This is a genomic window from Ferrimonas sp. SCSIO 43195 (genome assembly GCF_023716685.1).
GTDB lineage: Bacteria > Pseudomonadota > Gammaproteobacteria > Enterobacterales > Shewanellaceae > Ferrimonas > Ferrimonas kyonanensis.
In genome coordinates this window covers 666,517-689,835 of record NZ_CP072679.1, presented here as the reverse complement: position 1 = coordinate 689,835, position 23,319 = coordinate 666,517, and the positions used below count along the sequence as shown (strand labels likewise).

The window sequence follows — 23,319 nt, the reverse complement described above, 5'->3', positions numbered from 1 at the left end:
CAGCGCCACCACGGCAGGTGGCGTACAACGACGATAGAATTGACCGCCTCTGCATCGGGGTTCTCCCCTCTGCGGCGGAATTTATTAGAGTGAAACGCGGGCAGATCGGCAAGTGTAAATTTAGTCAGCCAGGGCCAATAACGCCAAGATCTGGCCTCAAAAAAAATCACCAATCAATGACAAAACAGCAGGAACTAATACTTAAACATCAACAGCTTTAAAAATAGGGCGCCGCCCTTTTCCTACTCGAAAAAGGGCGATCTCCTACAAGGGCCTCCCGGGGCTAGCCAGCCGCGTCAGCTTGTCTCACCCAGCCCAGATCAGCCAGGATGGCGTAAGCGGCGGGAATCATAAACAGCACCAACAGCGTTGAAGCAAAGATCCCAAACACAATGGAGATGACAATGGGAATCACCACCTGGGCCTGCAAGCTGGTTTCCAACAACAGCGGCAACAAGCCCACGGCGGTGGTCAGTGAGGTCAAAAATACCGCCCGAAAGCGCTCGCGACTGGCCTGCACCACCGCTTCGTAGATCTCCTCTCCCGCTTGCAGGTGGTGGCGAATGTACTGCACCAGCAAGATGGAATCGTTGACCACCACACCAGCCAGGGACACAAAACCCAACATCGAAGGCATCGACAGGTCCTTACCCAGCAAGGCGTGGCCCCAGATCACCCCAATTAGAGCCATGGGAATGGCGGACATCACCACCAGTGGCTCCTGATAACTGCGAAACTGGAAGCTTAGGATGGCAAAGATGCCGAACAAACCGATGATAAAGCCGCGCTGCATGGAACTGGAGGTTTCCTGGGAGTCCTTAGAGGCACCTTCCACCACCAACCTGACACCCGGGTTGTGCTGCTTCACCTCAGGCCAAAACTCCTGCCGCAGCTGAGTCAGCACCTGCGCGGCATTGGCTTTGCTGTTATAGATGTTGCCCATCACGGTGATGGTACGCAGACCATCGATGCGCTGGATCCGCACGAACGAGCGCTGAAACTCGATGTTTGCCACTGCCGCCAGAGGAATCTGGCTGCCCTCGGCCACCAGCACCGGAAACCGGCTCAGGGCATCAATGTCACCGGCCTGGCGCTTATCCAGTCGCACCTGAATCTCGATATTTTCCGGTCCAACCTGAACAATGTCGGCATTCTGACCGAAAAATGCTGCCCGCAACTGCGCCGCGATCAGGTTGCCGTCGACCCCAAAGGTTTCGGCGCCTGGACGCAGGCTGACTTTAATCTCTTCCTTACCAGGACGCATGTCATCCAGCAACCCGGTCACGCCATCAAACTGGCCCAGATACTGCTGTACCTGAACCGACACCCGCTTTAGCTGTTGCAGGTCATCGCCCTGAAACCGCAACTCTATGTCGCGGCCGCCCGGCCCCATTTTCGGTTGCTGAAATGACAACGCCAACGGCGCCGCCAGCTCACCGGTGTGCTGACGCCATGCATCGATAAACTCGTCGATGCGGGTGTTTCGCACTTCCGCAGATAACATATCCAGCCTGACGGTCGCCACGTGGGGGCCGCTCTCACCGGCATCCTGATTGCTGTTGTAGTGTACCGTGGTGTGACGCAAAAGCGGCTGCGGCTCCTGCTGTTCCTGGGTAAAACGCTCGGCCACTTCGGCCGCCGAAGCGGTTATTCGATCCACCACCGCTTCGGTCTGCTTCAACGTCGACCCCGGTGGCAAAATCAACCTGGCCTCGGCCACATCGCCATCGAGCTCGGGAAAGCCAATGAACTTCACTGCGCCAATGGCCACCAGGGCAAACGAGACCAGCAGTAGGCCAATGATCGAGCCCACAAAGGCGTAACGGCGCGCCACCGCCCAGCGCACCGCCGGCACCAGTCGATGGTTGCGGAAATGCTCAAAGCCATCCTGAAAACGGCGACGCACTCCGGTCGCTTCACGCTCCTGCCGCTGTTTGTGCAACGAATGCCCCAGGTGGTTGGGCAGAATCAGAAACGCCTCGATCAGAGACAGACTCAGCACCATGATCAACACCGCCGGAATCGCCGACAGCACCGCCCCCATCTGACCGTCCAGAAACAGCAATCCACCAAAGACGCACACCGTGGTCAAAAACGACGACACCACCCCGGGCATCACCTTGTTAACACCGGCGATCACCGCCTGATCCACCTCCATGCCCCGGTCGATGTGGGCAGCAATGGACTCCGCCAGGACAATGGCGTCATCCATCATGATGCCGATGGCCATCAACAATGCCACCAGAGTCATGATGTTGATGGAGATGCCAAAGACACTCATCAGGAACAGGGCCCCCAGGAAGGCAACCGGTAAGCCAGCGGCTACCCAAAACGAGTACCGCAACGAAAAGAACAGCCACATCACCAGAAACACCAGGATGATGCCCTGGTAGCCATTACTGAGGATCATGGTCAGCCGATCCCACAATAACGACGACAGATCATTAGTCAGGCTCAAGATGATGCCATCGGGAATGCGGCTGCGCTCCTGCTCAATGAAGTCCACCACCCTATCTTTGACCTTGAGGGCATCTTCCGCTTCATTCTTACTGATGGTCAGCACCGCGGCCGGGTGGCCATCGAAATCAATCTTGGCCTCATCAAGCTCAAACCTGTCGGTAATTGTGGCAATCTCCTTCAACCTGACCACGGCACCGCTGTCATCCGAGGCCACCACCAACTCACCCAGTCCCTGAGGCGTTACCCGTCGCTCATCGAAACGAATCAGCAAGTTTTTCTGGTCGGTCTCAATGCTGCCGCTGGGAAGTTGCACGTTCTGCTGTGCCACCTTGTCGGCAATCTCCTTTACCGACAGTCCCAGCTGACGAACCTGGGCCTGGCGCAGCTCAATCCGAAGTTGGTGATCGGAAAACCCCTTGACCTCCACCAGTGCCACATCCGCATCCAGTTTAATCCGCCGTTTCAGATCTTCGGCGTAGGCCTTAAGCTGCGGCGGCGGCAGATCGGCACTGATGGCCACATCAATCACCGGTTCGGTCCACTCAAACTGCTGCACGACCGGCGGCTCAATGTCGGCGGGAAAATCTTTGATGGCATTAATCTGGGTCTGGACATCCACCAGGTTACGGCTGATCTCCGCGTTGTCATCCAGCTTCAGCATCAGGGTGGCGGCGCCTTCGAGCGCCGAACACTTGGTCTCGATGATGTCACCGATACCATCTACCGCGTCTTCCATTCGCAGGCACAGGCTCTCCTCCACCTCCATGGGCGACGCCCCGGGATAGGCGACAGAGGCACTGATGTACTTTGGGTCAAACTCGGGAAAGGTCTCCCGCTTGATACCGGGCAGGGCCTGCAGACCTATCAGCATAATGCCCGCCATCAGCAGGTTGGCGGCAGTGGGGTGACGACTGAAATAGGCGATCATGATTGCACCACTTTCAAAGACATGCCGGCAACAGCAGGAATCAGGTCATTCACCACCACCTTCATTCCCGGCTCCAGGTCGCCACTGATCGCCACCTGGGTGCCGCTGCGGAACAACACCGTCACCGGCTTAATCAACAGCCGCTGCTGATCATCCATCAGATACAGGTCGGTGCCCCGAAGTGCGTGTTCCGGCACCAGAAAGTGCTCCGCCGCCACTCCGGATAACCTGGCCTCGACGAACATCCCCTTGGTCAGAGGCGGTCGGGGTTTACCCTCGCCATAACGCTGTTTTACCTCCAGAATCACCCCAACGGTAGCTTGAGCCGGGTTCACGGCCTCACTGAAGCGGGCAACCGTCGCTGGCCACCGAGCCTCAAACTGACCGCTTTGCAGCATAACGCTGGCGTCCAGGTTTAATCTGGACACATCCGGCAGCTGTCCCTCCGGCAATGGCAGGCGCTGCCCTTTCATCAGGGTGATGAGATCATGAATGGCAACCTGAGCCTCCACCTCCATCACCTCCAAGCCATCGGCCTCGACCATCATCTGGCCATTACTGACCACTTCACCGGACTCCACCCCTACCTGGGCGATGCGAGCATCAAACGGCAAGCTGACACGGGTTTTGGATAGTTTGCGATTGGCGTCCTGCAACCTCGCCTCGCTGACTTTCAACTGCGCCTTAGCCACCTTGATGTCGTCAGGAAGCAGCGCCAGCTGGTTCTGCAGTTCCTGCACCAATTTTTTTTGCGACAGTACGCTCTGCTGCTGATTGTCCAGCTCAGAGAGAGAGGTCAGCCCCTGCTGTTGTAATTTTTGTTTGCGCACGAACTCTTCACTGGCCAATTGCAGCCGATTGCTTTCGATTCCCAGTGAAATGTCGGTATTCTCCCGCTGCTGCGCCAGCCTCGCCAATTGCGCCCTGGCACTGTTGACATCGGCCTCGGCCTGGGCGACCGCCAGCTCATACTCCAGCGGGTCGATGCGCACCAACTCGGTCCCGGCGGCCAGAAAACGGCCCTTTTCCAGCAACGGGTTGCGATACACCACCGCCCCACTGACTTCAGACAATGCCTGCCACACCAATTTCGGCGCGGCACGGCCATAACCTTTCACCTGCGGGGAAACTTTGCCCTTGGTCAGGGTCATCACCTCCACCAGGCGGGCATGACTGGCTGACGGATTCACCGGCGCCGACGGCCGCAGCTGAATGGCCAGCACCAGCACCAGTGCACCGATGGCGATGGCAGCCACCCCAAGCTGTCTCGGATGACGCCTGGCATAGCGGCCAAATCTGGAGCCGAGCTCAAGGCGAGTTAGCAGGGTATCGGGCATGGTAGGGTTACTCCGGTTGTTTCAGCAGGCCTGCTTGCAGCAAGGCGATGTTGTGTTCCGCCAGGCGGTGGTAAAAATCATCATCGACCTTGATTCCCTGAACCTTCAACATCGACGGCGGTGCCAGGAAGGGAAACACCATCAAACTGGCGAAGCTGAGCCTGGCCAGAGCGGGATCGACGCCGGGTTTGAGTCCGCCTTTGCCAGCCAGTTCCTCAAACATCAAATTTTCTCCATGGGAAAACACACCATGAATCAGTTTCTGCAGTTGCTGTACCTGGCCGGCGGAGCCCTCCATAGACAGCAAGCGATACACCAAGCGGGGAAAATAGGGGCTTTCTGACATGACCTGGTTATAGGTGCGCATCACCACGCTGATGGACTCAAAGTCCTCACTCTGCTGCGCCTGCAGTACCTTCTCGGAGATGGGGGCGACCGTTTCCGCCATCATGGTTTCGAACAAACCCCATTTATTGGCAAAATAGTATCGAATCAACGCGGCATTAACGCCGGCCTCTTCGGCAACCTGGCGGGTTGACACCTTTTCGTAGGGGGCAAAGGAAAACTGTTTACGGGCAGCGTCGATCAAACGCTGGCGGGCATCGGAGTCACCCACAGGTCGACCCTGTCGATTGGCCATGGCGGTACCTTAATATTCATCAGTCGATGAATATTAAGGTACTGTGACAACCTAAGGCACTGCAATAATTCATCTTAATATCGGCAATTGATGAATTAATCCAACTCGATGGTGACCCCATCCAGGCTACTGCTGCTGTCCCGTTCCTTGGAATGCAACTTGATCATCAACCTCAGGTCATTGGCGGAATCGGCATGATGCAGGGCATTATCGTAGCTGATCTGCCCCTGTTGATAGAGCGTAAACAACGCCTGATCGAAGGTTTGCATTCCCTGCTCGGTGCTGGCGGCCATCGCCTGCTTCAGCTCATGCAACTCCCCCTTGGCGATCAGGTCCGCCACTCTTGGCGTGTTCAGCAATACCTCGATGGCCACCCGCCGACCCTGACCATCGGCACTGGGCACCAATTGCTGGGCCATCACCGCTTTCAGGTTCAGAGACAGATCGAACAACAACTGGCGGTGCTTCTCTTTTGGCACCAGATGCATGATCCGATCCAGGGCCTGGTTGGCGTTGTTGGCGTGCAGTGTGGCCATGCACAGATGGCCGGTTTCGGCGAAAGCCAGGGCGAACTCCATGGTCTCCTGACTGCGGATTTCCCCGATGAGAATGACATCCGGCGCCTGCCTGAGCGAACTCTTCAACGCCGCCTCGAACGACTCGGTGTCCAGGCCCACCTCTCGTTGCGTCACCATACTTTTGCGGTGTTGATGCACAAACTCAATGGGATCTTCAATGGTGAGGATGTGACCGGCCTGGTTGGCATTACGGTGACCCACCATGGCCGCCAGCGAGGTGGATTTACCGGTTCCGGTGGCCCCGACCATGATCACCAGCCCGCGCTTCATCATCGCCACTTCGGACATGATCGCCGGCAGATGCAACTCCTGGGGGGTCGGAATGCGGGTTTCAATCAACCGCATCACCATGCCAGGATACTCCCGCTGCCAGAACGCCGACACCCGAAACCGCCCCAACTGCTCATCAAAGCTGTAGGCGAAGTTGGCCTCACGGTGCTGATGAAACTGCTGCCGGGTGTCGGCGGCCATTACCGCCTCCACCATCGAAAGCGCCTGCTCTGCGGTCAAGGGCTGATCCGTCAACGGCGTCATCACGCCATCGATCTTGGCACTGGGGGGAAAACCCACGGTAATAAACAGATCACTGGCTTTGCGGCTGACCATCTCGGTCAGCAGGGCGTTGATCTCCATATCGACTCCTACAAGGTACTGACGTTCAGCTTGGCCATCATATCCTGACGGCTAATGACTCCCTGATTGGCCAGCTTGGTCAGACTCTGTTCCAGAGTCTGCATGCCATGACTCATTCCGGTCTGAATGGCGGAATACATCTGCGCCACCTTGTCTTCCCGAATCAGATTACGAATCGCCGGTGTCCCCATCATGATCTCATGGGCCGCCACCCGGCCACCGCCGACTTTCTTCACCAGGGCCTGAGAGATCACCGCCTGCAGCGATTCCGACAACATGGTGCGTACCATGTCTTTCTCCGCCGCCGGGAATACATCCACGACCCGATCAATGGTCTTGGCCGCCGAGGTGGTGTGCAGAGTACCAAACACCAGGTGACCGGTTTCCGCCGCCGTCAGCGCCAAACGGATGGTCTCCAGATCCCGCATCTCCCCCACCAGAATCACATCGGGATCTTCCCTCAGAGCACTGCGCAGGGCGTTGTTGAAGCTGTGGGTATCGCGATGAACTTCACGCTGGTTGATCAGGCAATTTTTAGGCTGGTGCACAAATTCAATGGGATCCTCAATGGTCAGGATGTGATCCCGCCGTTCGGCATTGATGTAATCCACCATGGCCGCCAGGGTGGTGCTTTTACCGGAACCAGTCGGGCCGGTGACCAACACCAGTCCACGGGGAAAGGACGCAATCTGACGGAAAATATCCGGTGCATCCAGTTGCTCCAGGCTGAGGACAGTACTGGGAATGGTGCGAAACACCGCCGCCGCCCCGCGGGCCTGATGAAACGCATTCACCCGGAAACGAGCCAGGTTTGGCACTTCAAATGAGAAATCAATCTCCAGGTTCTGTTCATACTCCTTGCGCTGCTTATCATTCATGATGTCATACACCAGGCTGTGTATGGTGGCATGGTCCAGTTCAGGCACATTGAGGCGGCGAACCTCACCATCGACACGAATAATTGGCGCAACCCCGGAGGAGAGGTGCAGATCGGAGGCGTTGTGTTTTACACTAAAGGCAAGAAGCTCAGTAATATCCATTTATCTGACAAGAAATTAGCTGAAAATTATGACAACCATAGCAGACCAGTTGAGTCTGGCCCAGCAACGGATTGCACAATCCGCCCGGAACAGTGATCGCCATCCCGACCAGATCACCTTGCTGGCGGTCAGCAAAACCAAGCCGGCGCCGCTGTTGCAGCAGGCTTACGACGCCGGGCAGCGCCACTTTGGCGAAAACTACCTGCAGGAAGCACTGGAAAAACAACAGCAATTGGCCGAACTGCCGATCGTCTGGCACTTTATCGGCCCGATTCAGTCCAACAAGACCCGGCCTATCGCTCAGCACTTCGACTGGGTTCATAGTGTCGATCGGCTCAAGATTGCCCAGCGACTGTCGGAGCAACGGCCGGCGACATTGCCACCACTGAACCTGTGCATTCAGGTCAACGTCAGCCATGAAGCCAGCAAATCGGGCGTGGCCGCCGATGAGTTAATGTTACTGGCCGAACAGATTCATGATATGCCGAATCTGGCCCTGAGAGGCGTGATGGCCATTCCCATGGCCAGCGACGATCCTGCACATCAAAGGCAACAATTTAGTCAGGTTAAAAAGCTGTTTAATGAGCTAAAATCACGATTTAGTGGTATCGATACCCTGTCCATGGGGATGAGCGGCGATCTCGACGCCGCCATCGAGCAGGGCAGCACCATGGTACGCCTGGGTACCGCAATTTTCGGCGCAAGGAAGTAAAGTGACCTCTACTATCGCATTCATCGGTGCCGGCAACATGAGCCGCAGCATCATCAGTGGCCTGGTAAACGGCGGCTATCCCGCCGACGCCATCGCGGCCAGCAACCCCAGCCGTGGCAAACTGGAAGAGCTTCAAGACAGCTTCGGCATTCGAACCAGCACCGACAATCTTCAGGTCGCCGGGGCCGATGTGCTGGTACTGGCGGTAAAGCCACAGATTCTCAAATCGGTATGCGACCAGTTGAAACAGCTGGATCTCAGCCAGACTCTGGTGCTGTCCATCGCCGCCGGCGTCACGTGCGAGCGCATCGCCGAGTATCTGCAACAACCGGTACGGGTGGTGCGGGCCATGCCCAACACCCCGTCACTGCTGGGTTTGGGAATGACCGGCCTGTATGGCGCCCCCGGCGTTATTGAGCAGGACAAGACCCTGGCCTCGACCCTGATGTCGGCAGTGGGCGAGATCGTCTGGGTCGATGAAGAGAGCGGCATCGATCAAGTGATCGCCTGCGCCGGCAGTGCCCCTGCCTATTTCTTCCTGATGATGGAAGCGATGGAGCAGTGCGCCGTCGACAGCCTGGGTGTCTCCCCTCAGCAAGCCCGCAAAATGATTGAACAGACCGCCGTCGGTGCCGCCGCCATGGTCAAACACAACCCCGAATTGTCCCTGGCCGAGCTGCGTGCCCGAGTCACATCAAAAGGTGGCACCACCGCCAAAGCCATCGAACATTTTGAACATCAGGGGCTGCGGAAGACCGTCGACGGTGCCATGCAGGCCGCGGTCAACCGAGCCCAGGAAATGGCCGAACTTTTTTAATTTTTTAAACGGATTGTCATCCCATGAATGCAACTCTCTACTTGATCTCCACCCTGTTTAACCTCTACCTGATGGTGGTGCTTCTGCGTGTCTGGCTGCAATGGGCCCGGGCAGATTTCTATAACCCCTTCAGCCAGTTTGTCGTCAAAGCTACCCACCCGGTATTGTCCCCCCTGCGTCGCATCATTCCGTCGCTGGGCAGCCTGGATCTGGCAGGGGTAGTGCTCGCCTATCTGGTGGCGCTGGCGAAGTGGCTGGTACTGATGGCAATCAAGGGCGCCGCCTTTGATCCGATGACCTTCTACCTGGCCGCCATCAGCGTGGTCAAAGAAGCAGGCATGTTGCTGTTCTGGGTACTGATCATTCGGGCCATCATGAGCTGGATCAGCCAGGGGCAAAACCCCATCGAGTTTCTGTTTCACCAGATCACCGAGCCGGTGCTGGCCCCCATCCGCCGAGTGATTCCGGTCATGGGCGGACTGGATCTGTCGGTGATGGTGCTGCTGATTGGCATGAACTTCATCAACCTGTTCCTCGGTGATCTGCTGCCGCTGTGGAGAATCATTTGAGGCCAGTACAGCGGCAGGCCGATGGCCTGCTGCTGAATCTGTACATCCAGCCCAAAGCCAGCCGGGATCAATGGGTCGGGGTACACGGCGACGAACTTAAAGTCGCCATCACGGCCCCGCCGGTGGATGGTAAAGCCAATGCCCACCTGACCAAATTTCTCGCCAAGCAGTTCAAAGTCGCCAAAGGACAGGTGATGATTCGCAAGGGCGAACTGGGGCGTCACAAACAGATACAGATTGACAGCCCCAGGCAGATCCCCGAAGCCATTGAACAACTATTATAATAAATAGAGTCGCCAGCGGCTCATGGCCGCTGGCGACTTCTGGTATTACTACCGACATACACAGAAAGGAGCTCGTTATGTTTACTCGCTTAGGTGCAATGCTGGTTTTCGGCCTGGCCCTGTCCCTGCCCGTTCAGGCAGAGCAAAAGGTTCAGGTGGGGGACTACGCCATTCATTACGTCTCCTTTGGCAGCACCTTCTTAACTCCGCAGATTGCCAAAAACTACGGCCTGACCCGCAGCCGCTACATCGGCTTGGTGAACATCACCGTCAACGACACCAATAATCCGCAAGGTTCCATGGCAATTCCGGTATCCGTTAACGGCTATGCCCAGAACCTTATCGGCAATCAGAAGCAGCTGAGCTTTAAAGAGATTCGTGAAGGTGACGTGGTCTATTACATTGCTGAGATCGAGCACCGCAATGAGGAAACCTTTACCTTTAGCCTCGACATCAAAAACGGCACCGATCTGGACACCAATCTGCAATTCAAACAGAAGTTCTACGTCGACTGATATCGCGCATTGGCCAACGCTCGGTTAGAATCCCCAGTCCGAGCTTTGGTTTAAGTGATTCAGCCCATGAAACAGATTGTCCTGGCTACCGGCAACGCCGGCAAAGTCAAAGAGTTTGCCACCCTGCTGGCCGACTTCCCTATTCGCGTCTCCCCCCAGAGTGAGTTTGAGGTTCCCGAGGCCATTGAAGATGGCCTGACCTTCGTCGAAAACGCCATTATCAAAGCCCGCAATGCCGCTCAGGCCACAGGCCTTGCCGCCATTGCCGACGATTCCGGCATCGAGGTGGATGCCCTCAATGGCAAGCCGGGCATCTACTCTGCCCGTTTCGCCGGAGAACCCTCCAATGCGGAAAATAATTGGCGCAAACTGCTGCAGGAGATGGAAGGCAAGCCGGAACGCAGTGCCCGTTTTCAGTGCGTATTAGTATTTATGCGCCACGCCGAAGACCCAACCCCGATCATCTGCCAGGCCAGCTGGGAAGGTGAAATCCTCGATCACGCCCGAGGCGAGCAAGGGCATGGGTACGATCCTGTGTTCCTGGTTCGCGGCGACACCCGCTCTGCTGCCGAAATGGGAGCAGACGATAAAAATCGCCTCAGCCACCGTGGCAAGGCCATGAAGTTGCTGCTGGCCGAGCTGAAAGACAAGGGCATCATTCAATGATGCAGTTGCCACCACTGTCACTCTATGTCCATATTCCATGGTGTGAGCAGAAGTGTCCTTACTGCGACTTCAACTCCCACGGCCGTAAAGGTCCGATTCCACAGCAGCAGTACATCGATGCCCTGCTGGAGGATCTTGAGGGTGACCTCGACGGCGTTCAGGGACGACAACTGCACAGTATCTTTATCGGTGGTGGCACACCTTCGCTTATCGACAGCGACCAGATAGCCCGGCTGCTAGAGGGCGTCCAGAACCGAGTCGGCTTTGGGGCCGACACCGAGATCACCATGGAAGCCAACCCCGGCACCCTGGAAGCAGGCCGGTTTGAAGGCTATCGTCGTGCCGGTGTCAATCGCCTGTCCATCGGTGTGCAGAGCTTCCAGCCACAGAAATTGCTTCGACTGGGGCGCATCCACGATGACAAGCAGGCCCATGCGGCCATCGAAGCGGCCACCAGTGCTGGCTTTGAGCGCATCAACATCGACTTGATGCACGGCTTGCCGCAACAAAGCACAGAGGATGCCCTGTTCGATCTCAAGCAGGCCATCGCCCACAACACCGTCCATCTATCCTGGTATCAGCTGACCATTGAGCCCAATACCCAGTTCGCGTCCAAGCCACCGACTCTGCCCGACGAAGAGGTGCAATGGCAAATATTCGAACAGGGTCGACAGTTGTTGTTGGACGCCGGCTACCAGCAGTATGAAATCTCCGCCTGGGCCAAACCCGGCTACCGCTGCGACCATAACCTCAACTACTGGCGCTTCGGTGACTACCTGGGCATAGGTTGTGGCGCCCATGGCAAACTCAGCCTCCCGGCGGAAAGGCGCATTATGCGCACCACCAAAGTCCGTCACCCCAAGGGTTACCTCGACCCTGAACGCCGTTACCTCGACAGTGACACTAACGTCGCCCGCGACGACATGGCGCTGGAGTATTACATGAACCGGCTGAGGCTAATGGAGCCCATGCCTCTGGCAGAACTGAGTCAACGCACCTTGCTGACCCAGGCTCAGGTTATCGATACCCTGTCTGCCGCCCAAGCCAAAGGGCTGATCAGCATTGACGAACGGCAGATGCAGCTAACCACACTGGGACATCGCTACCTCAATGAACTGCTAGGAATGTTTCTACCAGAGTAACGTTCTGGTTTTGATGCAGGTTCAAACACGCTAACACTTTACGCGCGCAGCCACTGCGCGCTCAGTGCATCATGCCTCTATCCCCGTTTCGGTGGGGACAGGATCATTCTGCATGGAGAGCCACAGTGTTTGCCCCGACCTCAACCTACGCCACCCTGGCCATCGTGGCCGCCCTTAACCTGACGTGCGCCGCCGCCTTGGCCCATGGTGACGACCACCGCCACTCGGCAACCACCCCCTTAGCCACCCCGCAAAGCCCCGCCAATGCCCGCGCCGAAGCCCTGTATGAACAGATCTTCATGGAAAACGTGATGGCCAATCCTATCTCCCAGGCGTACCTGGGGATCAAACAGGATCAGGACCAATGGGACGATCTCAGCGAGCAGCGCTACCTGCAGGATCTAACCCGCAATAAGCGCCACCTGGCCACCTTGCAACAGCTGGATCCGGACCGGCTCAGCGGCCAGACCGCCTTAAGCTACCGGTTGCTGACCCAGCAGCTTAAAGACGACATCGACGACTACCGCTGGCGCCACTACACCTACCCGGTCAACCAGATGTACGGCTATCAATCCACCACCCCGTCGTTCCTGATCAATCGCCACCCCATCGACAACACCGACGATGCCAAGGCCTACATTCAACGCCTGAACGGCATGGAACGGCGTTTCGCTCAGGTGGTGGATCAATTGGAGATTCGCCGCCAGAAAGGCATCGTTGCCCCCAAGTTTGTGTTTGAGTACGTGCTCGATGACAGCCGCAATATCCTGACGGGCTCTCCCTTCGATGACAGCGGCCAGGAATCGATACTGTGGCAGGATTTCAACAACAAGCTCGATGCCTTGAACCTGGCCCCATCTCAACATGACGCCTTAATGGCCCAGGCCAGCTCTGCCCTTACCGGGCCAGTGCGACGCGGTTACCAACAATTGATAACCAAGGTACAACAACTGCAACAGCAGGCCAGCACCGACGATGGTGCCTGGAAGTTTCCCGACGGCCAGGCCTTCTATGCCCACGCGCTGAAACAGACCACCAGTACCGGCATGAGCGCCGACGAAATTCATCAGTTGGGGCTGGCTGAAGTCGCCCGTATCCACGCAGAGATGCGGTCAATCCAGAAACAGGTGGGCTTCAATGGCAGTCTGCAGCAGTTTTTCGCCTTTATGCGCACCGATCCTGGGTTTTACCTGAGTAACGACGCCCAAGGCAAGCAAGCCTACCTACAGCAAGCCGAGGACTATCTCGATGCCATGCAAGCCCGACTCGACTCGGTGTTTGGTATTAAGCCCAAAGCGGCACTGGAGGTGCGTCAGGTGGAGGCGTTCCGGGAAAAGTCGGCCGGTAAGGCGTTCTATCAGCAACCATCGCCGGACGGCAGTCGTCCCGGCTACTTCTACGCCAATCTGCACCAGATGGCGGACATGCCCACCTACCAACTCGAGGCTCTGGCCTTCCATGAAGGCATCCCCGGCCACCACATGCAGATCGCCATCGCCCAGGAGTTGCAAGCCCTGCCGAAGTTTCGCCGCTTTGGCAGCTACACCGCCTACATCGAAGGCTGGGGCCTGTACTCCGAATACCTGCCTAAAGAGATGGGATTCTATCAGGACCCCTACTCGGATTTCGGTCGCTTGGCCATGGAGTTATGGCGCGCCTGTCGGCTGGTCGTGGACACCGGCATTCACGACCAACGCTGGACTCGGCAGCAGGCCATCGACTACCTGGCCGACAACACCCCCAACCCACAAGGCGACGTAGTCAAAGCCATCGAGCGCTACATCGTTATGCCTTCTCAAGCCACGGCCTACAAAATTGGCATGTTGAAGATTCTGCAATTACGCTCCGACGCCCAACAACAGCTGGGCGACAAGTTCGACCTGCGAGGCTTTCATGATGTGATTCTGGCCAACGGCCCGGTTCCCCTGAATGTGCTGCAGCAACAGGTGCAGGCGTGGGTAAAAAATCAGGCCAGCTAGTCACTGCAACGGCCAATACTGGCTTGGTTGTTTCGTACAGCAAACAATAGAACGGCGGGATATTGGATACGACTGCCGCCGTTTACCAACAGACAGGCAAAGAAAAAGGGAGAGCCTTTCGGCTCTCCCATCTCTTTTTATTATATTGGGCTATTTTTTTGTTTTTTGACGCTGCCCATCGCCCGGCTACCACTCTTAAAGCTTTTGAGCTTTTTATTATGTAGGGTACAGAGGGTAATCCTGCCGCTGAAAAATGCCCCGGATCCGACCGGGGCCAAAATTCCAGATGATGGATTTCAATAATCCTGTGATGGTGAACCGCGAGGTCACTCTCCATCACAACAGCGAAACTGAACGGCTGGCTTATCGAAGGGGTCAATTTCAACAAGCTTCAATCTCGGCTGATGTGAAGCATTGTATTCATATCAGAACAATTGGCAAGCCAACCAATGTTAATGAACCAACATCAAGGCAACAACCCCGCATCAAATTGAGTTAAAGTCGAATCTACATGAGTTTAAAATCAACAGGTTACGCCACTTGGACGACCGGGATCACGCCATTGTTTTACCCTAAGAACAATGTTTCCAGAAATAGCTACAATAACAGCGCCAATTTTCGATCCCAGGGCGGTACCTCCCCTAAACTCTCCTTCACAAAGTCAGTAAACGCCCGCACTTTCGGAGCCAGGTTCTGCCGTCTCGGGTAAACCGCCTGCAGCGCCAGCGGGTGAGTCAGACTCCATTCGGTCAGAATCGGAATCAAGTCGCCCTCCTGAAGCTCGTTTTCCAGCAGATAAGTAGACAGGTAGACGATGCCCAGCCCCTTCTTAGCCACCTCTTTCAAGGCCGGTGCGTCATCCACCCGGTAATTGCCCTTCACCGGGATCTTCTTCTCATCACTGCCACGCTTAAACTCCCAGACCGCATGCTCGTACCACTCACTCTTATAAACCAAGCAGTTATGCTGAACTAAATCGTCGGGAGTCCGAGGCACGCCATGCTTTGCCAGGTAGTCTGGCGACGCCACCAGCACAAATCGGCAATCCATCAGCGGCCGGGCCACCATCCCCAACGGCAACTGTTCCGACATGGTCAGCAACAAATCCAGCCCCTCGTTGACCACGTCTACCTTGTGATCCAGGAAACTGATTTCCAGCTCCAGGTTGGGGTAGCGGGACATAAAGTCCGGTATCAACGGCATCAGGTGCATGGCACCAAAGGCCTGGGTTATGCCGACTCTAAGCACGCCACGAATCTCATGGTGCAGACTCTGGACGTTGGCCACCGCCGAGTCCACTTCACGGATAATCGACTCACCATGACGATACAGAGTCTCGCCAGCTTCGGTCAGGCTCAGGGAGCGGGTGGTACGCTGCACCAACTGCACGCCCATCTGCTGTTCCAACAAGCTTACCTGGCTGCTGACTTTGGATTTGGAAATGCCCAACCGTCGCGCCGCCGCAGAAAATCCCTGGGCTCGGACAACATGGGTGTAAATCACTATGGGTTCTAACAACTCTCGCATGACACTCTCCGGTTAACCCGTACATTGAACCCTTTTAGCCGACAAAAAAAAAGCGGCAATGCCAGGCATGCCGCAACAAGGGAGATTATTTGCCCATCAGAACCACGTTGACGCCAGGGATTGACCCTCGATCTTAAGCTGGTCGTATTTCTGCAACTGCGGCACCTGTTCCATCAGTTGATCTTCCATCTCATCCAGTTGCTGCCATTGAGTGCAGACCCGTTCGGCCCAGGCTTCAAAATGCTGTTCCTGTCCTTGAAACTGCTGCTCGATCTCTTCACCCATGCGCTCCATACGCTGACCAAACTCCTCCATCTTCTGTTCGAAACTGCCACTGTCACCGTTCATCATTTCCGCTCCCAGAGTCATCATCAGACTGCCCATGGACTGGGTGATCGCCTGCTCCAGTTGCTGCTCAAACTGCTGATCGAATTGGTCGCCAAACTGATCAAAGTCACCGGACACCACTCGATAGGAACCGTCTTCCCGTGCCACCTTTTGATTCACTGACTCGGCAATGGTATCCATCATCCCCTGCAAGCTGGCGGCGTCGATGCCCATCTCCTGCAACTGCACCGAAATGGTGTCCAGTGCCACACCGGCCATCCTCAGCGCCTCATCCACCAACTCCATGGTGGCTGGCATCTGCCGATAATAGGCCTGCTGAAACTGTGACAAGGCCCGACGCTGATCGCCGTCCAGATCCTGTACCTTGCCATCGATGACTAACTCACCGTCTTCAAAGCGATACAGGGTTTTGCCCTGCTCCTGCAATTCGAGCACGCTGTCACTGACTATCAGGTCGTGATTAAAAGAGAAGTTGCACTCGCTGGCGTTGGCCGCGGCACAAAACAAGGTAGAAGAAAGAAGTACAACGCCAACCTGGCCCGAAAATGTCATCGCTCTGCTCCATAAGTGTGAACTGAGAAATGCGATGCCAGAATCGGGCCAAAGATATTAACCCTTTTAATTCAAACGGTTAAAATAACTATCAATGAAGAAAAGTGGAGAAATAACCACAATTTGGTCGAAATAACCACCCGTTAGGCAGTTAGAAGATTGACCGTTCGAGCCGCTTGGCCATTAACTCCAGCATGCGGGTGCCCGCCAGAGAGTTACCGGATTCATCCAGCTCAGGAGACCAGACACAGACGCTCATCTCACCGGGGATCACCGCCACGATGCCACCGCCAACGCCGCTTTTACCCGGCATTCCCACCCGGTAAGCAAACTCTCCGGCACCGTCATAGAGACCACTGGTGGCCAGCAAGGCGTTAATCTGGCGGCTATGGCGCTCACCGATCAAGCGTCTCCCATCCAGGCTGACCCCTTTGTTGGCCAGAAAGAAAAAGGCCCGGGCTAAATCGGCACAACTCATGCGAATGGCGCAGTGATTGAAGTAGCTCTTCATCACGTCATCGACGTCGTTTTCGAAGTTGCCAAAAGACTTCATCAAATAACAGATGGCGGCATTACGGGCCGAGTGTTCATACTCGGATTTCGCCACCACCTTATCGGAATAGATATTGGGGTTTCCCGACAACTCACGCACCAACTCCAACATTCGATGCTTAGGTGCCGACAATCGTCCCTGCAACATGTCCGCTACCACCAGGGCGCCGGCATTGATAAAGGGGTTTCGGGGAATACCGTGCTCAAACTCAAGCTGAACTAACGAATTAAACGGATTACCCGAGGGCTCTTTGCCTACCCGGCTCCACATATCCTGCTCTTCGTACAGGGTCATCGCCTGCACCAGAGAAAACACCTTGGAGATGCTCTGAATGGAAAACGGTTCCAGGTAATCACCGGCTCCGATCACCCCACCATCGGCCCTGCATATGGCAATGCCGAGGCGGTTGGCCGACACCCCGGCCAACGCCGGAATGTAGTTGGCGACATGACCCTGCCCGATTAAGGGCAGGGCTTCGGCGTGGATGCTCTGCAACAACGCCTTGTCAGGCACTATCCCCACCAGATGTCGTACAACTCGGAGGTTTTCACGTCGCTGACTGGCTTATCGGCAAAAAAAGCTTCAATGGCCTGGCGATGGGCCTCGGTGCACTTACCCAACTTCTGGGTGCAGATAATGCCATCCCACTCTTTATGGCCGCCACCGGAGAAACCCAGCGCTTGCGGTTCGATCACTTCGGCGATCAACTGGTCGACCAAAGCATCAATCTGCTCTTCGCTGACGTCATCATTGAAACGCCAGCTCAAATCAAAGCCCAGTTCCTGAAACTCATCGATACGCATCTTCTTGCGCAAACGACGGCTACGGTTCTTGGCTGTTGGAATCATGGTCATCGGTGTCTCTCCTACTCGCTACGGGCGAAAATCAAATCCCAAACTCCATGGCCCAGGCGCTGGCCACGGGCTTCAAATTTGGTTAATGGTCGAAAATCCGGACGAGGCACAAAGGTCCCGTCGGCGGCGGTGTTGGTAAATCCGGGCGCTTCATTCATCTCTTCCAGCATATGCTCAGAGTAGTGCTCCCAGTCTGTGGCCATATGGAACACGCCGCCGACTTTCAATTTACGGCGCACGGTTTCAATAAACTCAGGCTGCACAATACGACGTTTGTGGTGGCGCTTTTTGTGCCACGGATCAGGGAAGTACAATTGCACCCGATCCAATGACTCATCTTTAATGCAATCGGCCAGAATTTCGACAGCGTCATGCTCAAACACCCGCAGGTTTTTGACCTCCTGCTCCTCGGCCGCCATCAGACAAGCACCGACTCCGGGTCCGTGCACCTCAATACCGATAAAATCTTTATCCGGTTCGGCCGCCGCCATTTCCACCAGCGACTTGCCCATGCCGAAGCCAATTTCCAGCACCACCGGGGCATCCCGGCCGAACTCTTCGGCCAAGTCAACCAAGCCGTTACCATGCTCTAACCCCATGGTAGGCCAGTAAATTTCCATCGCCCGGGCCTGACCTTTGGTCATCCGCCCTTCCCGTTTTACATAAGACCGCACACGGCGGTGATGCTTGCCCTCGGGCAGCTCTGGCTTTTGCACTTCAGTCATCTCAACCTTCTCGCGGTATGCCTCAGGCGTTACACTGTGACGCCGAAAAGCGGCAATTGTAATTTAGGTAGATAATCGATGGAAGCGAGCATGAAACCATTTTCTGAAAGGGTGATTGAGTGGTACCAGCTCGCCGGGCGTAAAACGCTGCCCTGGCAGCAGCAAAAAAGCCCATACAGAGTATGGATCTCAGAGATTATGTTGCAACAAACTCAGGTCACCACAGTGATCCCGTACTTCCTGAGATTCATGCAGCGCTTTCCGGACATCGAGTCTCTGGCTCAAGCACCGGTGGACGATGTGCTGCATCACTGGACCGGGCTGGGGTATTACGCCCGCGCCCGCAACCTGCACGCCGCCGCCAAGCAAATGCTGACAGAGCATCAGGGCCAGTTCCCCACCGACATCGAACGAGTCATGGCCCTGCCTGGCATCGGTCGCTCCACCGCCGGAGCGGTGTTATCACTGTCTCTGGGACAGACTCACCCGATTCTCGATGGCAACGTCAAACGGGTACTGGCCCGCCATCGGGCCATTAGCGGCTGGCCGGGTAAAAAAGCGGTGGAAAACGCGTTGTGGCAAACCTCAGAGCAATGCACGCCCAGTGAGGGAATTCAAGCCTATAACCAGGCGATGATGGACCTTGGCGCCATGGTTTGCACCCGCAGCAAGCCTGACTGTCAGCGCTGCCCCCTCAATCAGGATTGCCGCGCCTATCTCAGCAACACCATGGCCGAGTATCCGGGGAAAAAACCTAAAAAAGACAAGCCGGAAAAACACTGTCTGCAACTGATTCTGGTCCATGACAACCGAGTACTGCTGGAGCAACGACCGCCATCGGGGATCTGGGGTGGGCTGTGGTGTTTTCCTCAGTTTGAGACTCAACAGCAACTCGACGACTACCTGAGCCAACAGCGACTCGAGAATCACTGTCGCCCCTTGACCGGCTTTCGCCATACCTTCAGTCACTACCACCTGCACATTCAGCCACTGTTGCTGGAACTGACCTCAACCGCTGGCCTGATAGCCGAAGCCGGCCCGCGCTGGTTTTCCCTCAATGAGCCTCTGCAGGTCGGGCTGCCAGCCCCCACCGAAACCCTGCTGACGAAACTGGCGACCGGTGGCCTGAGTTAGTTTTCAGGCCCCGAATTTGATATAAAGACAGCAATCAATCTGCTAAGGATACGACCATGGCACGCACCGTATTTTGCCAATACCTGAACAAAGAAGCTGATGGCTTGGATTTTCAGCTGTACCCGGGCGAACTGGGTAAAAAGATCTTCGACAACATCTCCAAAGAAGCGTTTGGCCTGTGGCAGAAAAAGCAGACCATGCTGATCAACGAGCACAAGCTCAACATGATGAACCCGGAGCATCGACAGATGCTGGAAGGACACATGACCGCCTTCCTGTTTGAAGGCAAAGACGTCGAAATTGAAGGCTACCGGCCGCCGGAAAGCGAATAGCAATAACAGCCCGCAATGGCGGGCTGTTTTTTTATCAGATGGTCCGGGTCTGAAACAGGGCCCGGGTCGCAACCAGCCCCAGTGACAACCAAGCCAACATCAACACCAGCATCAGCCCGAAGCTAAAACTGGAAGCGGTCACCACGCTGAGTACGCCCATCACCGAGTCGTGGCCCACGTACAGCAGATTAGACAACCGGAACAGATCCACCGGATTGGCCAGAATCAGTCCCTTAACCCACAACTCCCCGCCTTCGGCGACGATCATCGCCAGCAGCACCAGGTCGTACAGCAGCACCAACAAGAACCACAGCAACAGTCCTACGGCCACCGCCCGCCCCTTGGTACTGGCCCACAAGCTGACCAGGTAACTCAGCAACAGGAACACCCAGGACAACAGGGTGGCGCTGGTAATAAACAGCGCAAACGCCGACATTACCGCCGCTGCCTGTTCGGCGCCCATACTCACCCCCATGGCAATCGCCGTCACCCCAAAGCCCAGTAAACAGGTCACCGCCAGAATGGCACCCTGACCAAGGAATTTACCCAACAGCAACTGGCCTCGACTGATGGGGTAGGACAGCAACAGCAGCAGGGTGCCCCCCTCCTGTTCACCCACAAAACTGTCGTGCCCCAACAGCAGGGCAATCAGTGGAATAATAAAGGCCGCCAGGGTCGCCAAAGCAGAGATGGTCGGTGCCAGCTGTGGCGCCACCAACTGACCGTTCACCGCCGATCCCAGAAATGCCACCGCCAATGACAACAAGGCGAAAATCAGCGAAGCAAACAGCAACCAACGATGACGAAAGCCGTCAATAAACTCTTTATGGGCAACGATCAGAACCGGGCTGGACATCAGGCCACCTCCTCAGCCAACGCCTGATGCTGGCAATCGTGATAGATCTGCGGCAACGACGGTGGCAACACATTAAAATCAAACACGCCATGTTGATGAATCAACCTCTCCAGCAAAGGCTTTCGCATGCCATCGGGAACCATGAATGCCTGTTCTATCGGGTCATAGAGCGCCGCCAACTGCATATCCCTGCCTGCCAGCCGCTCCGCTCCGGCCACTTCGACCCGGGTCGGCAATCGATGCTTCTGGCGCAGCTCCCAGATGCTGCCTTGTGCCACCGCCCGACCTTTGGCCAGTATCAAGGCACTGTCCAGATGTTTATCAATCAACGTCAACTCATGGGTACAGATGATCACCGCACAGCCCTGCTGCCGAAGGCCCGCCACCTGCTGATACAGCATCGCCGACGCCTGAGGATCCAGGCCGACGGTGGGCTCATCGAGGATCAACACCCTGGGCTTGGCCAGAATCGCCTGGGCCAGACCCAGCCGCTGCCGCATCCCCTTGGAGTAGGTTCTAACCTTTCGGGACTGAGCATGGGCCAATTGCAACTGCTCAAGAACCTCCTCCACCCGCTCGCCGCCAATGCCCCGCAAACGGGCAAAATAGGTCAACAATTCCAGTCCGCTAAGGTTGTCATACAGGCTGACATGTTCCGGCAAGTAACCGATGGAGAGTCCGGCGCGGTTGGCCGCCAGCGCAGGATCCTGGCCCAGCACCCTCACCGTCCCTTCATCGGGACGATTAAGGCCGAGAATCAACTTAATCAGGGTGGTCTTACCGGCGCCGTTGTGACCCAGTAACCCCAGTAGCTGCCCGTGTTGCAACTCCAGGCTGACGCCGTTTAAGGCGTTCACTCCGGAAAAACGTTTCACCGCGCCACTGACGGTTACGGCACTGTCTGTCATTGTTCATTACTCCAACTGGCAGACCTCTGCGGCTGCCATTGCCATTGCGGCACCATCTTGGGCCGGTGATCGCTGATTCCCGCGCTGTCTGCAGTTTGAAATTGCTGTTCCAGCCAGCGCAGAACGCTGACTACCGGGCTGTCCATCAAGAACCTCCCTTCCGGGTAGATCCAAAACAATCGGTCCAGGGCATCATTGGGACGATAGCTCTGGTCGCCGATGCCATCGCCATCCAGGTCCCAGCCAGAATAACTGCTCCAGAAATTTCCCACCCCTCGATGACTCCAGTCCAGCACATGCTCACCGACGTACTTCACCTGAACGGTGTTATGAATAAACAGGTTGTCATAGATGAGGTTACCCTCGCCCCCCATGGCCATGGAGATGCCTATCTGCGAGGACTGAAAGTGGTTGCTGCTGATCTCGTTATCACGAGCGCCATAGATAAAAACCCCTTTTCCCTCACCGTCAAACACTTCTGCAGCCCTGGGGTTCGACACTCCGGATACGTAGTTATGCCGAACGACGGAGTCATTCGTGATGTTCAGCAACACACCAAACTCTATGGCATCACGAACCCGGTTACCGATAACCTTGATCCGCTGCGACCCCATGATGGCGTAGCCGCCCACCACATCCCAGCTGTCATTGCCGCTGGCACCAGAATCTTTGGCGTACATGTAATGAACCGGATACTGCTGCTCACTCATGCGGTTATCATCGATGTCCACCCCGGAACAGGACTCCACATAGACACCATCTCGACCGCCAACCAGCCGGTTATTGGTGATGCGGGCAGGCCCCGTGCCTTTCAGGTAGATGCCGTCGCCCCGTTCGATCACCCGCGAGCTGCGATCCCCTTCGATGCGATTGCCCAGCAGCTCAAACCCTTCGCCCTTATCAAACCGAATCCCAAAACCCGGTCCCTTAAGCTGGGCATTGACCACCTGAATCCGGGAAACCTCTCGACCGCGAATACCAGCATCGAGTTGATACAGATCCGCGCCCCAGTTCCGAATGGTCAGGCCGTCGATGCGAACATCATCACTGGCAACAACAATGGCACTGCCCTGACCGCCAGCATCGATAATGGCACTGGCAGGGCCTGTCAGGGTCAGGGGCTTATCAATACGCAGTTGAGTACGATACACCCCTGGTGCCAGCGACAATTGGTCTCCGGCACCAGCCTGGCCCAGCGCCTGCTGCAACTGCGGCACGGTGGATACAGAA

General features: G+C 56.2%; 23 protein-coding genes and 1 pseudogene. 10 read left to right on the top strand and 14 right to left on the bottom strand.

What is annotated here, in order from left to right; all coding sequences use genetic code 11:
- Positions 1-283: 283 nt before the first annotated feature.
- The 5 genes from J8Z22_RS03290 to J8Z22_RS03270 all read right to left on the bottom strand — a co-directional run bounded on the left by J8Z22_RS03290 (position 284) and on the right by J8Z22_RS03270 (position 7,616).
- A complete protein-coding gene (locus J8Z22_RS03290; protein ID WP_252008756.1) occupies positions 284-3,388 on the bottom strand; it encodes an efflux RND transporter permease subunit in 3,105 nt (1,034 codons plus the stop codon).
- Complete coding sequence (locus tag J8Z22_RS03285; protein ID WP_245595617.1) at positions 3,385-4,725, bottom strand: efflux RND transporter periplasmic adaptor subunit; 1,341 nt, start codon at positions 4,723-4,725, stop codon at positions 3,385-3,387. Before J8Z22_RS03285 ends, J8Z22_RS03290 begins: the two co-directional genes overlap by 4 nt.
- Before the next feature lie 7 nt (positions 4,726-4,732).
- Positions 4,733-5,365, bottom strand: a complete 633-nt coding sequence (locus J8Z22_RS03280; RefSeq protein WP_028114176.1) for a TetR/AcrR family transcriptional regulator — start codon at positions 5,363-5,365, stop codon at positions 4,733-4,735.
- A gap of 95 nt (positions 5,366-5,460) precedes the next feature.
- Complete coding sequence (locus J8Z22_RS03275; protein ID WP_252008754.1) at positions 5,461-6,576, bottom strand: PilT/PilU family type 4a pilus ATPase; 1,116 nt, start codon at positions 6,574-6,576, stop codon at positions 5,461-5,463.
- 8 nt (positions 6,577-6,584) lie between these two features.
- Complete coding sequence (locus J8Z22_RS03270) at positions 6,585-7,616, bottom strand: type IV pilus twitching motility protein PilT (RefSeq protein ID WP_028114178.1); 1,032 nt, start codon at positions 7,614-7,616, stop codon at positions 6,585-6,587.
- A 28-nt stretch (positions 7,617-7,644) separates the two neighbouring features.
- Here J8Z22_RS03270 and J8Z22_RS03265 point away from each other — a divergent pair, with 28 nt between their 5' ends.
- The 8 genes from J8Z22_RS03265 to J8Z22_RS03230 all read left to right on the top strand — a co-directional run bounded on the left by J8Z22_RS03265 (position 7,645) and on the right by J8Z22_RS03230 (position 14,300).
- Positions 7,645-8,328 carry a YggS family pyridoxal phosphate-dependent enzyme gene (locus J8Z22_RS03265; RefSeq protein ID WP_252008753.1) on the top strand — a complete coding sequence of 228 codons (684 nt, stop codon included), beginning with the start codon at positions 7,645-7,647 and terminating at the stop codon, positions 8,326-8,328.
- A 37-nt stretch (positions 8,329-8,365) separates the two neighbouring features.
- Complete coding sequence (gene proC, locus J8Z22_RS03260; RefSeq protein WP_252010442.1) at positions 8,366-9,145, top strand: pyrroline-5-carboxylate reductase; 780 nt, start codon at positions 8,366-8,368, stop codon at positions 9,143-9,145.
- 23 nt (positions 9,146-9,168) lie between these two features.
- Complete coding sequence (locus J8Z22_RS03255) at positions 9,169-9,714, top strand: YggT family protein (protein ID WP_028114181.1); 546 nt, start codon at positions 9,169-9,171, stop codon at positions 9,712-9,714.
- Positions 9,711-9,998, top strand: coding sequence for a DUF167 family protein YggU (yggU, locus tag J8Z22_RS03250; RefSeq protein WP_028114182.1), 288 nt, complete (start codon positions 9,711-9,713; stop codon positions 9,996-9,998). Before J8Z22_RS03255 ends, yggU begins: the two co-directional genes overlap by 4 nt.
- Before the next feature lie 77 nt (positions 9,999-10,075).
- Positions 10,076-10,513 carry a DUF4426 domain-containing protein gene (locus tag J8Z22_RS03245; RefSeq protein ID WP_028114183.1) on the top strand — a complete coding sequence of 146 codons (438 nt, stop codon included), beginning with the start codon at positions 10,076-10,078 and terminating at the stop codon, positions 10,511-10,513.
- A gap of 66 nt (positions 10,514-10,579) precedes the next feature.
- Positions 10,580-11,179, top strand: coding sequence for an RdgB/HAM1 family non-canonical purine NTP pyrophosphatase (gene rdgB / locus J8Z22_RS03240; RefSeq protein ID WP_252008751.1), 600 nt, complete (start codon positions 10,580-10,582; stop codon positions 11,177-11,179).
- Positions 11,176-12,321: a radical SAM family heme chaperone HemW gene (gene hemW / locus J8Z22_RS03235; RefSeq protein WP_252008748.1), complete on the top strand. Its 1,146-nt coding sequence runs from the start codon at positions 11,176-11,178 to the stop codon at positions 12,319-12,321. The genes rdgB and hemW overlap by 4 nt, the downstream gene beginning before the upstream one ends.
- 125 nt (positions 12,322-12,446) lie before the next feature.
- Positions 12,447-14,300 (top strand): DUF885 family protein, encoded by a 1,854-nt coding sequence (locus J8Z22_RS03230; protein WP_252008747.1) that lies wholly within the window; start codon positions 12,447-12,449, stop codon positions 14,298-14,300.
- 597 nt (positions 14,301-14,897) lie between these two features.
- Here the strand turns inward: J8Z22_RS03230 and J8Z22_RS03225 are convergent.
- From J8Z22_RS03225 to trmB, 6 genes and pseudogenes are all read right to left on the bottom strand, one after another.
- Positions 14,898-15,503, bottom strand: coding sequence for a substrate binding domain-containing protein (locus tag J8Z22_RS03225; protein WP_371878125.1), 606 nt, complete (start codon positions 15,501-15,503; stop codon positions 14,898-14,900).
- A 192-nt stretch (positions 15,504-15,695) separates the two neighbouring features.
- Positions 15,696-15,827, bottom strand: a pseudogene (locus J8Z22_RS22190) (LysR family transcriptional regulator); the annotation flags it as partial.
- A gap of 96 nt (positions 15,828-15,923) precedes the next feature.
- A complete protein-coding gene (locus J8Z22_RS03220; protein WP_252008745.1) occupies positions 15,924-16,727 on the bottom strand; it encodes a DUF2884 family protein in 804 nt (267 codons plus the stop codon).
- A gap of 151 nt (positions 16,728-16,878) precedes the next feature.
- Positions 16,879-17,793: a glutaminase B gene (gene glsB / locus J8Z22_RS03215; RefSeq protein ID WP_252008743.1), complete on the bottom strand. Its 915-nt coding sequence runs from the start codon at positions 17,791-17,793 to the stop codon at positions 16,879-16,881.
- Positions 17,793-18,134 (bottom strand): YggL family protein, encoded by a 342-nt coding sequence (locus tag J8Z22_RS03210; RefSeq protein WP_245595618.1) that lies wholly within the window; start codon positions 18,132-18,134, stop codon positions 17,793-17,795. Before J8Z22_RS03210 ends, glsB begins: the two co-directional genes overlap by 1 nt.
- Before the next feature lie 11 nt (positions 18,135-18,145).
- Entirely contained in the window at positions 18,146-18,859 is a 714-nt protein-coding gene (trmB, locus tag J8Z22_RS03205) for a tRNA (guanosine(46)-N7)-methyltransferase TrmB (protein ID WP_252008741.1), read from the bottom strand.
- 90 nt (positions 18,860-18,949) lie between these two features.
- On the opposite strand from trmB, the gene mutY reads away from it, so the two are divergent.
- Both mutY and J8Z22_RS03195 read left to right on the top strand, forming a co-directional pair.
- Positions 18,950-19,993, top strand: a complete 1,044-nt coding sequence (mutY, locus tag J8Z22_RS03200; protein WP_156897093.1) for an A/G-specific adenine glycosylase — start codon at positions 18,950-18,952, stop codon at positions 19,991-19,993.
- A 56-nt stretch (positions 19,994-20,049) separates the two neighbouring features.
- Positions 20,050-20,325 carry an oxidative damage protection protein gene (locus tag J8Z22_RS03195; RefSeq protein WP_028114193.1) on the top strand — a complete coding sequence of 92 codons (276 nt, stop codon included), beginning with the start codon at positions 20,050-20,052 and terminating at the stop codon, positions 20,323-20,325.
- Positions 20,326-20,359: 34 nt separating this feature from the next.
- Here the strand turns inward: J8Z22_RS03195 and J8Z22_RS03190 are convergent, their stop codons facing one another.
- The 3 genes from J8Z22_RS03190 to nosD are packed head-to-tail and all read right to left on the bottom strand — an operon-like array spanning position 20,360 to position 23,306.
- Positions 20,360-21,181 carry an ABC transporter permease gene (locus J8Z22_RS03190; RefSeq protein WP_035416181.1) on the bottom strand — a complete coding sequence of 274 codons (822 nt, stop codon included), beginning with the start codon at positions 21,179-21,181 and terminating at the stop codon, positions 20,360-20,362.
- Positions 21,181-22,089: an ABC transporter ATP-binding protein gene (locus J8Z22_RS03185; RefSeq protein WP_028114195.1), complete on the bottom strand. Its 909-nt coding sequence runs from the start codon at positions 22,087-22,089 to the stop codon at positions 21,181-21,183. The genes J8Z22_RS03190 and J8Z22_RS03185 overlap by 1 nt, the downstream gene beginning before the upstream one ends.
- Positions 22,086-23,306 carry a nitrous oxide reductase family maturation protein NosD gene (gene nosD / locus J8Z22_RS03180; protein ID WP_252008740.1) on the bottom strand — a complete coding sequence of 407 codons (1,221 nt, stop codon included), beginning with the start codon at positions 23,304-23,306 and terminating at the stop codon, positions 22,086-22,088. Before nosD ends, J8Z22_RS03185 begins: the two co-directional genes overlap by 4 nt.
- Positions 23,307-23,319: the final 13 nt, after the last annotated feature.

Excerpts from the sequence above, each read along its gene's own strand:
- J8Z22_RS03290 (WP_252008756.1), bottom strand. The coding sequence starts at position 3,388 with ATGATCGCCTATTTCAGTCGTCACCCCACTGCCGCCAACCTGCTGATG.
- J8Z22_RS03285 (WP_245595617.1), bottom strand. The coding sequence starts at position 4,725 with ATGCCCGATACCCTGCTAACTCGCCTTGAGCTCGGCTCCAGATTTGGC.
- J8Z22_RS03280 (WP_028114176.1), bottom strand. The coding sequence starts at position 5,365 with ATGGCCAATCGACAGGGTCGACCTGTGGGTGACTCCGATGCCCGCCAG.
- J8Z22_RS03275 (WP_252008754.1), bottom strand. The coding sequence starts at position 6,576 with ATGGAGATCAACGCCCTGCTGACCGAGATGGTCAGCCGCAAAGCCAGT.
- J8Z22_RS03270 (WP_028114178.1), bottom strand. The coding sequence starts at position 7,616 with ATGGATATTACTGAGCTTCTTGCCTTTAGTGTAAAACACAACGCCTCC.
- J8Z22_RS03265 (WP_252008753.1), top strand. The coding sequence starts at position 7,645 with ATGACAACCATAGCAGACCAGTTGAGTCTGGCCCAGCAACGGATTGCA.
- proC (WP_252010442.1), top strand. The coding sequence starts at position 8,366 with ATGAGCCGCAGCATCATCAGTGGCCTGGTAAACGGCGGCTATCCCGCC.
- J8Z22_RS03255 (WP_028114181.1), top strand. The coding sequence starts at position 9,169 with ATGAATGCAACTCTCTACTTGATCTCCACCCTGTTTAACCTCTACCTG.
- J8Z22_RS03245 (WP_028114183.1), top strand. The coding sequence starts at position 10,076 with ATGTTTACTCGCTTAGGTGCAATGCTGGTTTTCGGCCTGGCCCTGTCC.
- rdgB (WP_252008751.1), top strand. The coding sequence starts at position 10,580 with ATGAAACAGATTGTCCTGGCTACCGGCAACGCCGGCAAAGTCAAAGAG.
- hemW (WP_252008748.1), top strand. The coding sequence starts at position 11,176 with ATGATGCAGTTGCCACCACTGTCACTCTATGTCCATATTCCATGGTGT.
- J8Z22_RS03225 (WP_371878125.1), bottom strand. The coding sequence starts at position 15,503 with ATGCCGTTGATACCGGACTTTATGTCCCGCTACCCCAACCTGGAGCTG.
- J8Z22_RS03220 (WP_252008745.1), bottom strand. The coding sequence starts at position 16,727 with ATGACATTTTCGGGCCAGGTTGGCGTTGTACTTCTTTCTTCTACCTTG.
- J8Z22_RS03210 (WP_245595618.1), bottom strand. The coding sequence starts at position 18,134 with ATGACCATGATTCCAACAGCCAAGAACCGTAGCCGTCGTTTGCGCAAG.
- trmB (WP_252008741.1), bottom strand. The coding sequence starts at position 18,859 with ATGACTGAAGTGCAAAAGCCAGAGCTGCCCGAGGGCAAGCATCACCGC.
- mutY (WP_156897093.1), top strand. The coding sequence starts at position 18,950 with ATGAAACCATTTTCTGAAAGGGTGATTGAGTGGTACCAGCTCGCCGGG.
- J8Z22_RS03195 (WP_028114193.1), top strand. The coding sequence starts at position 20,050 with ATGGCACGCACCGTATTTTGCCAATACCTGAACAAAGAAGCTGATGGC.
- J8Z22_RS03190 (WP_035416181.1), bottom strand. The coding sequence starts at position 21,181 with ATGTCCAGCCCGGTTCTGATCGTTGCCCATAAAGAGTTTATTGACGGC.
- J8Z22_RS03185 (WP_028114195.1), bottom strand. The coding sequence starts at position 22,089 with ATGACAGACAGTGCCGTAACCGTCAGTGGCGCGGTGAAACGTTTTTCC.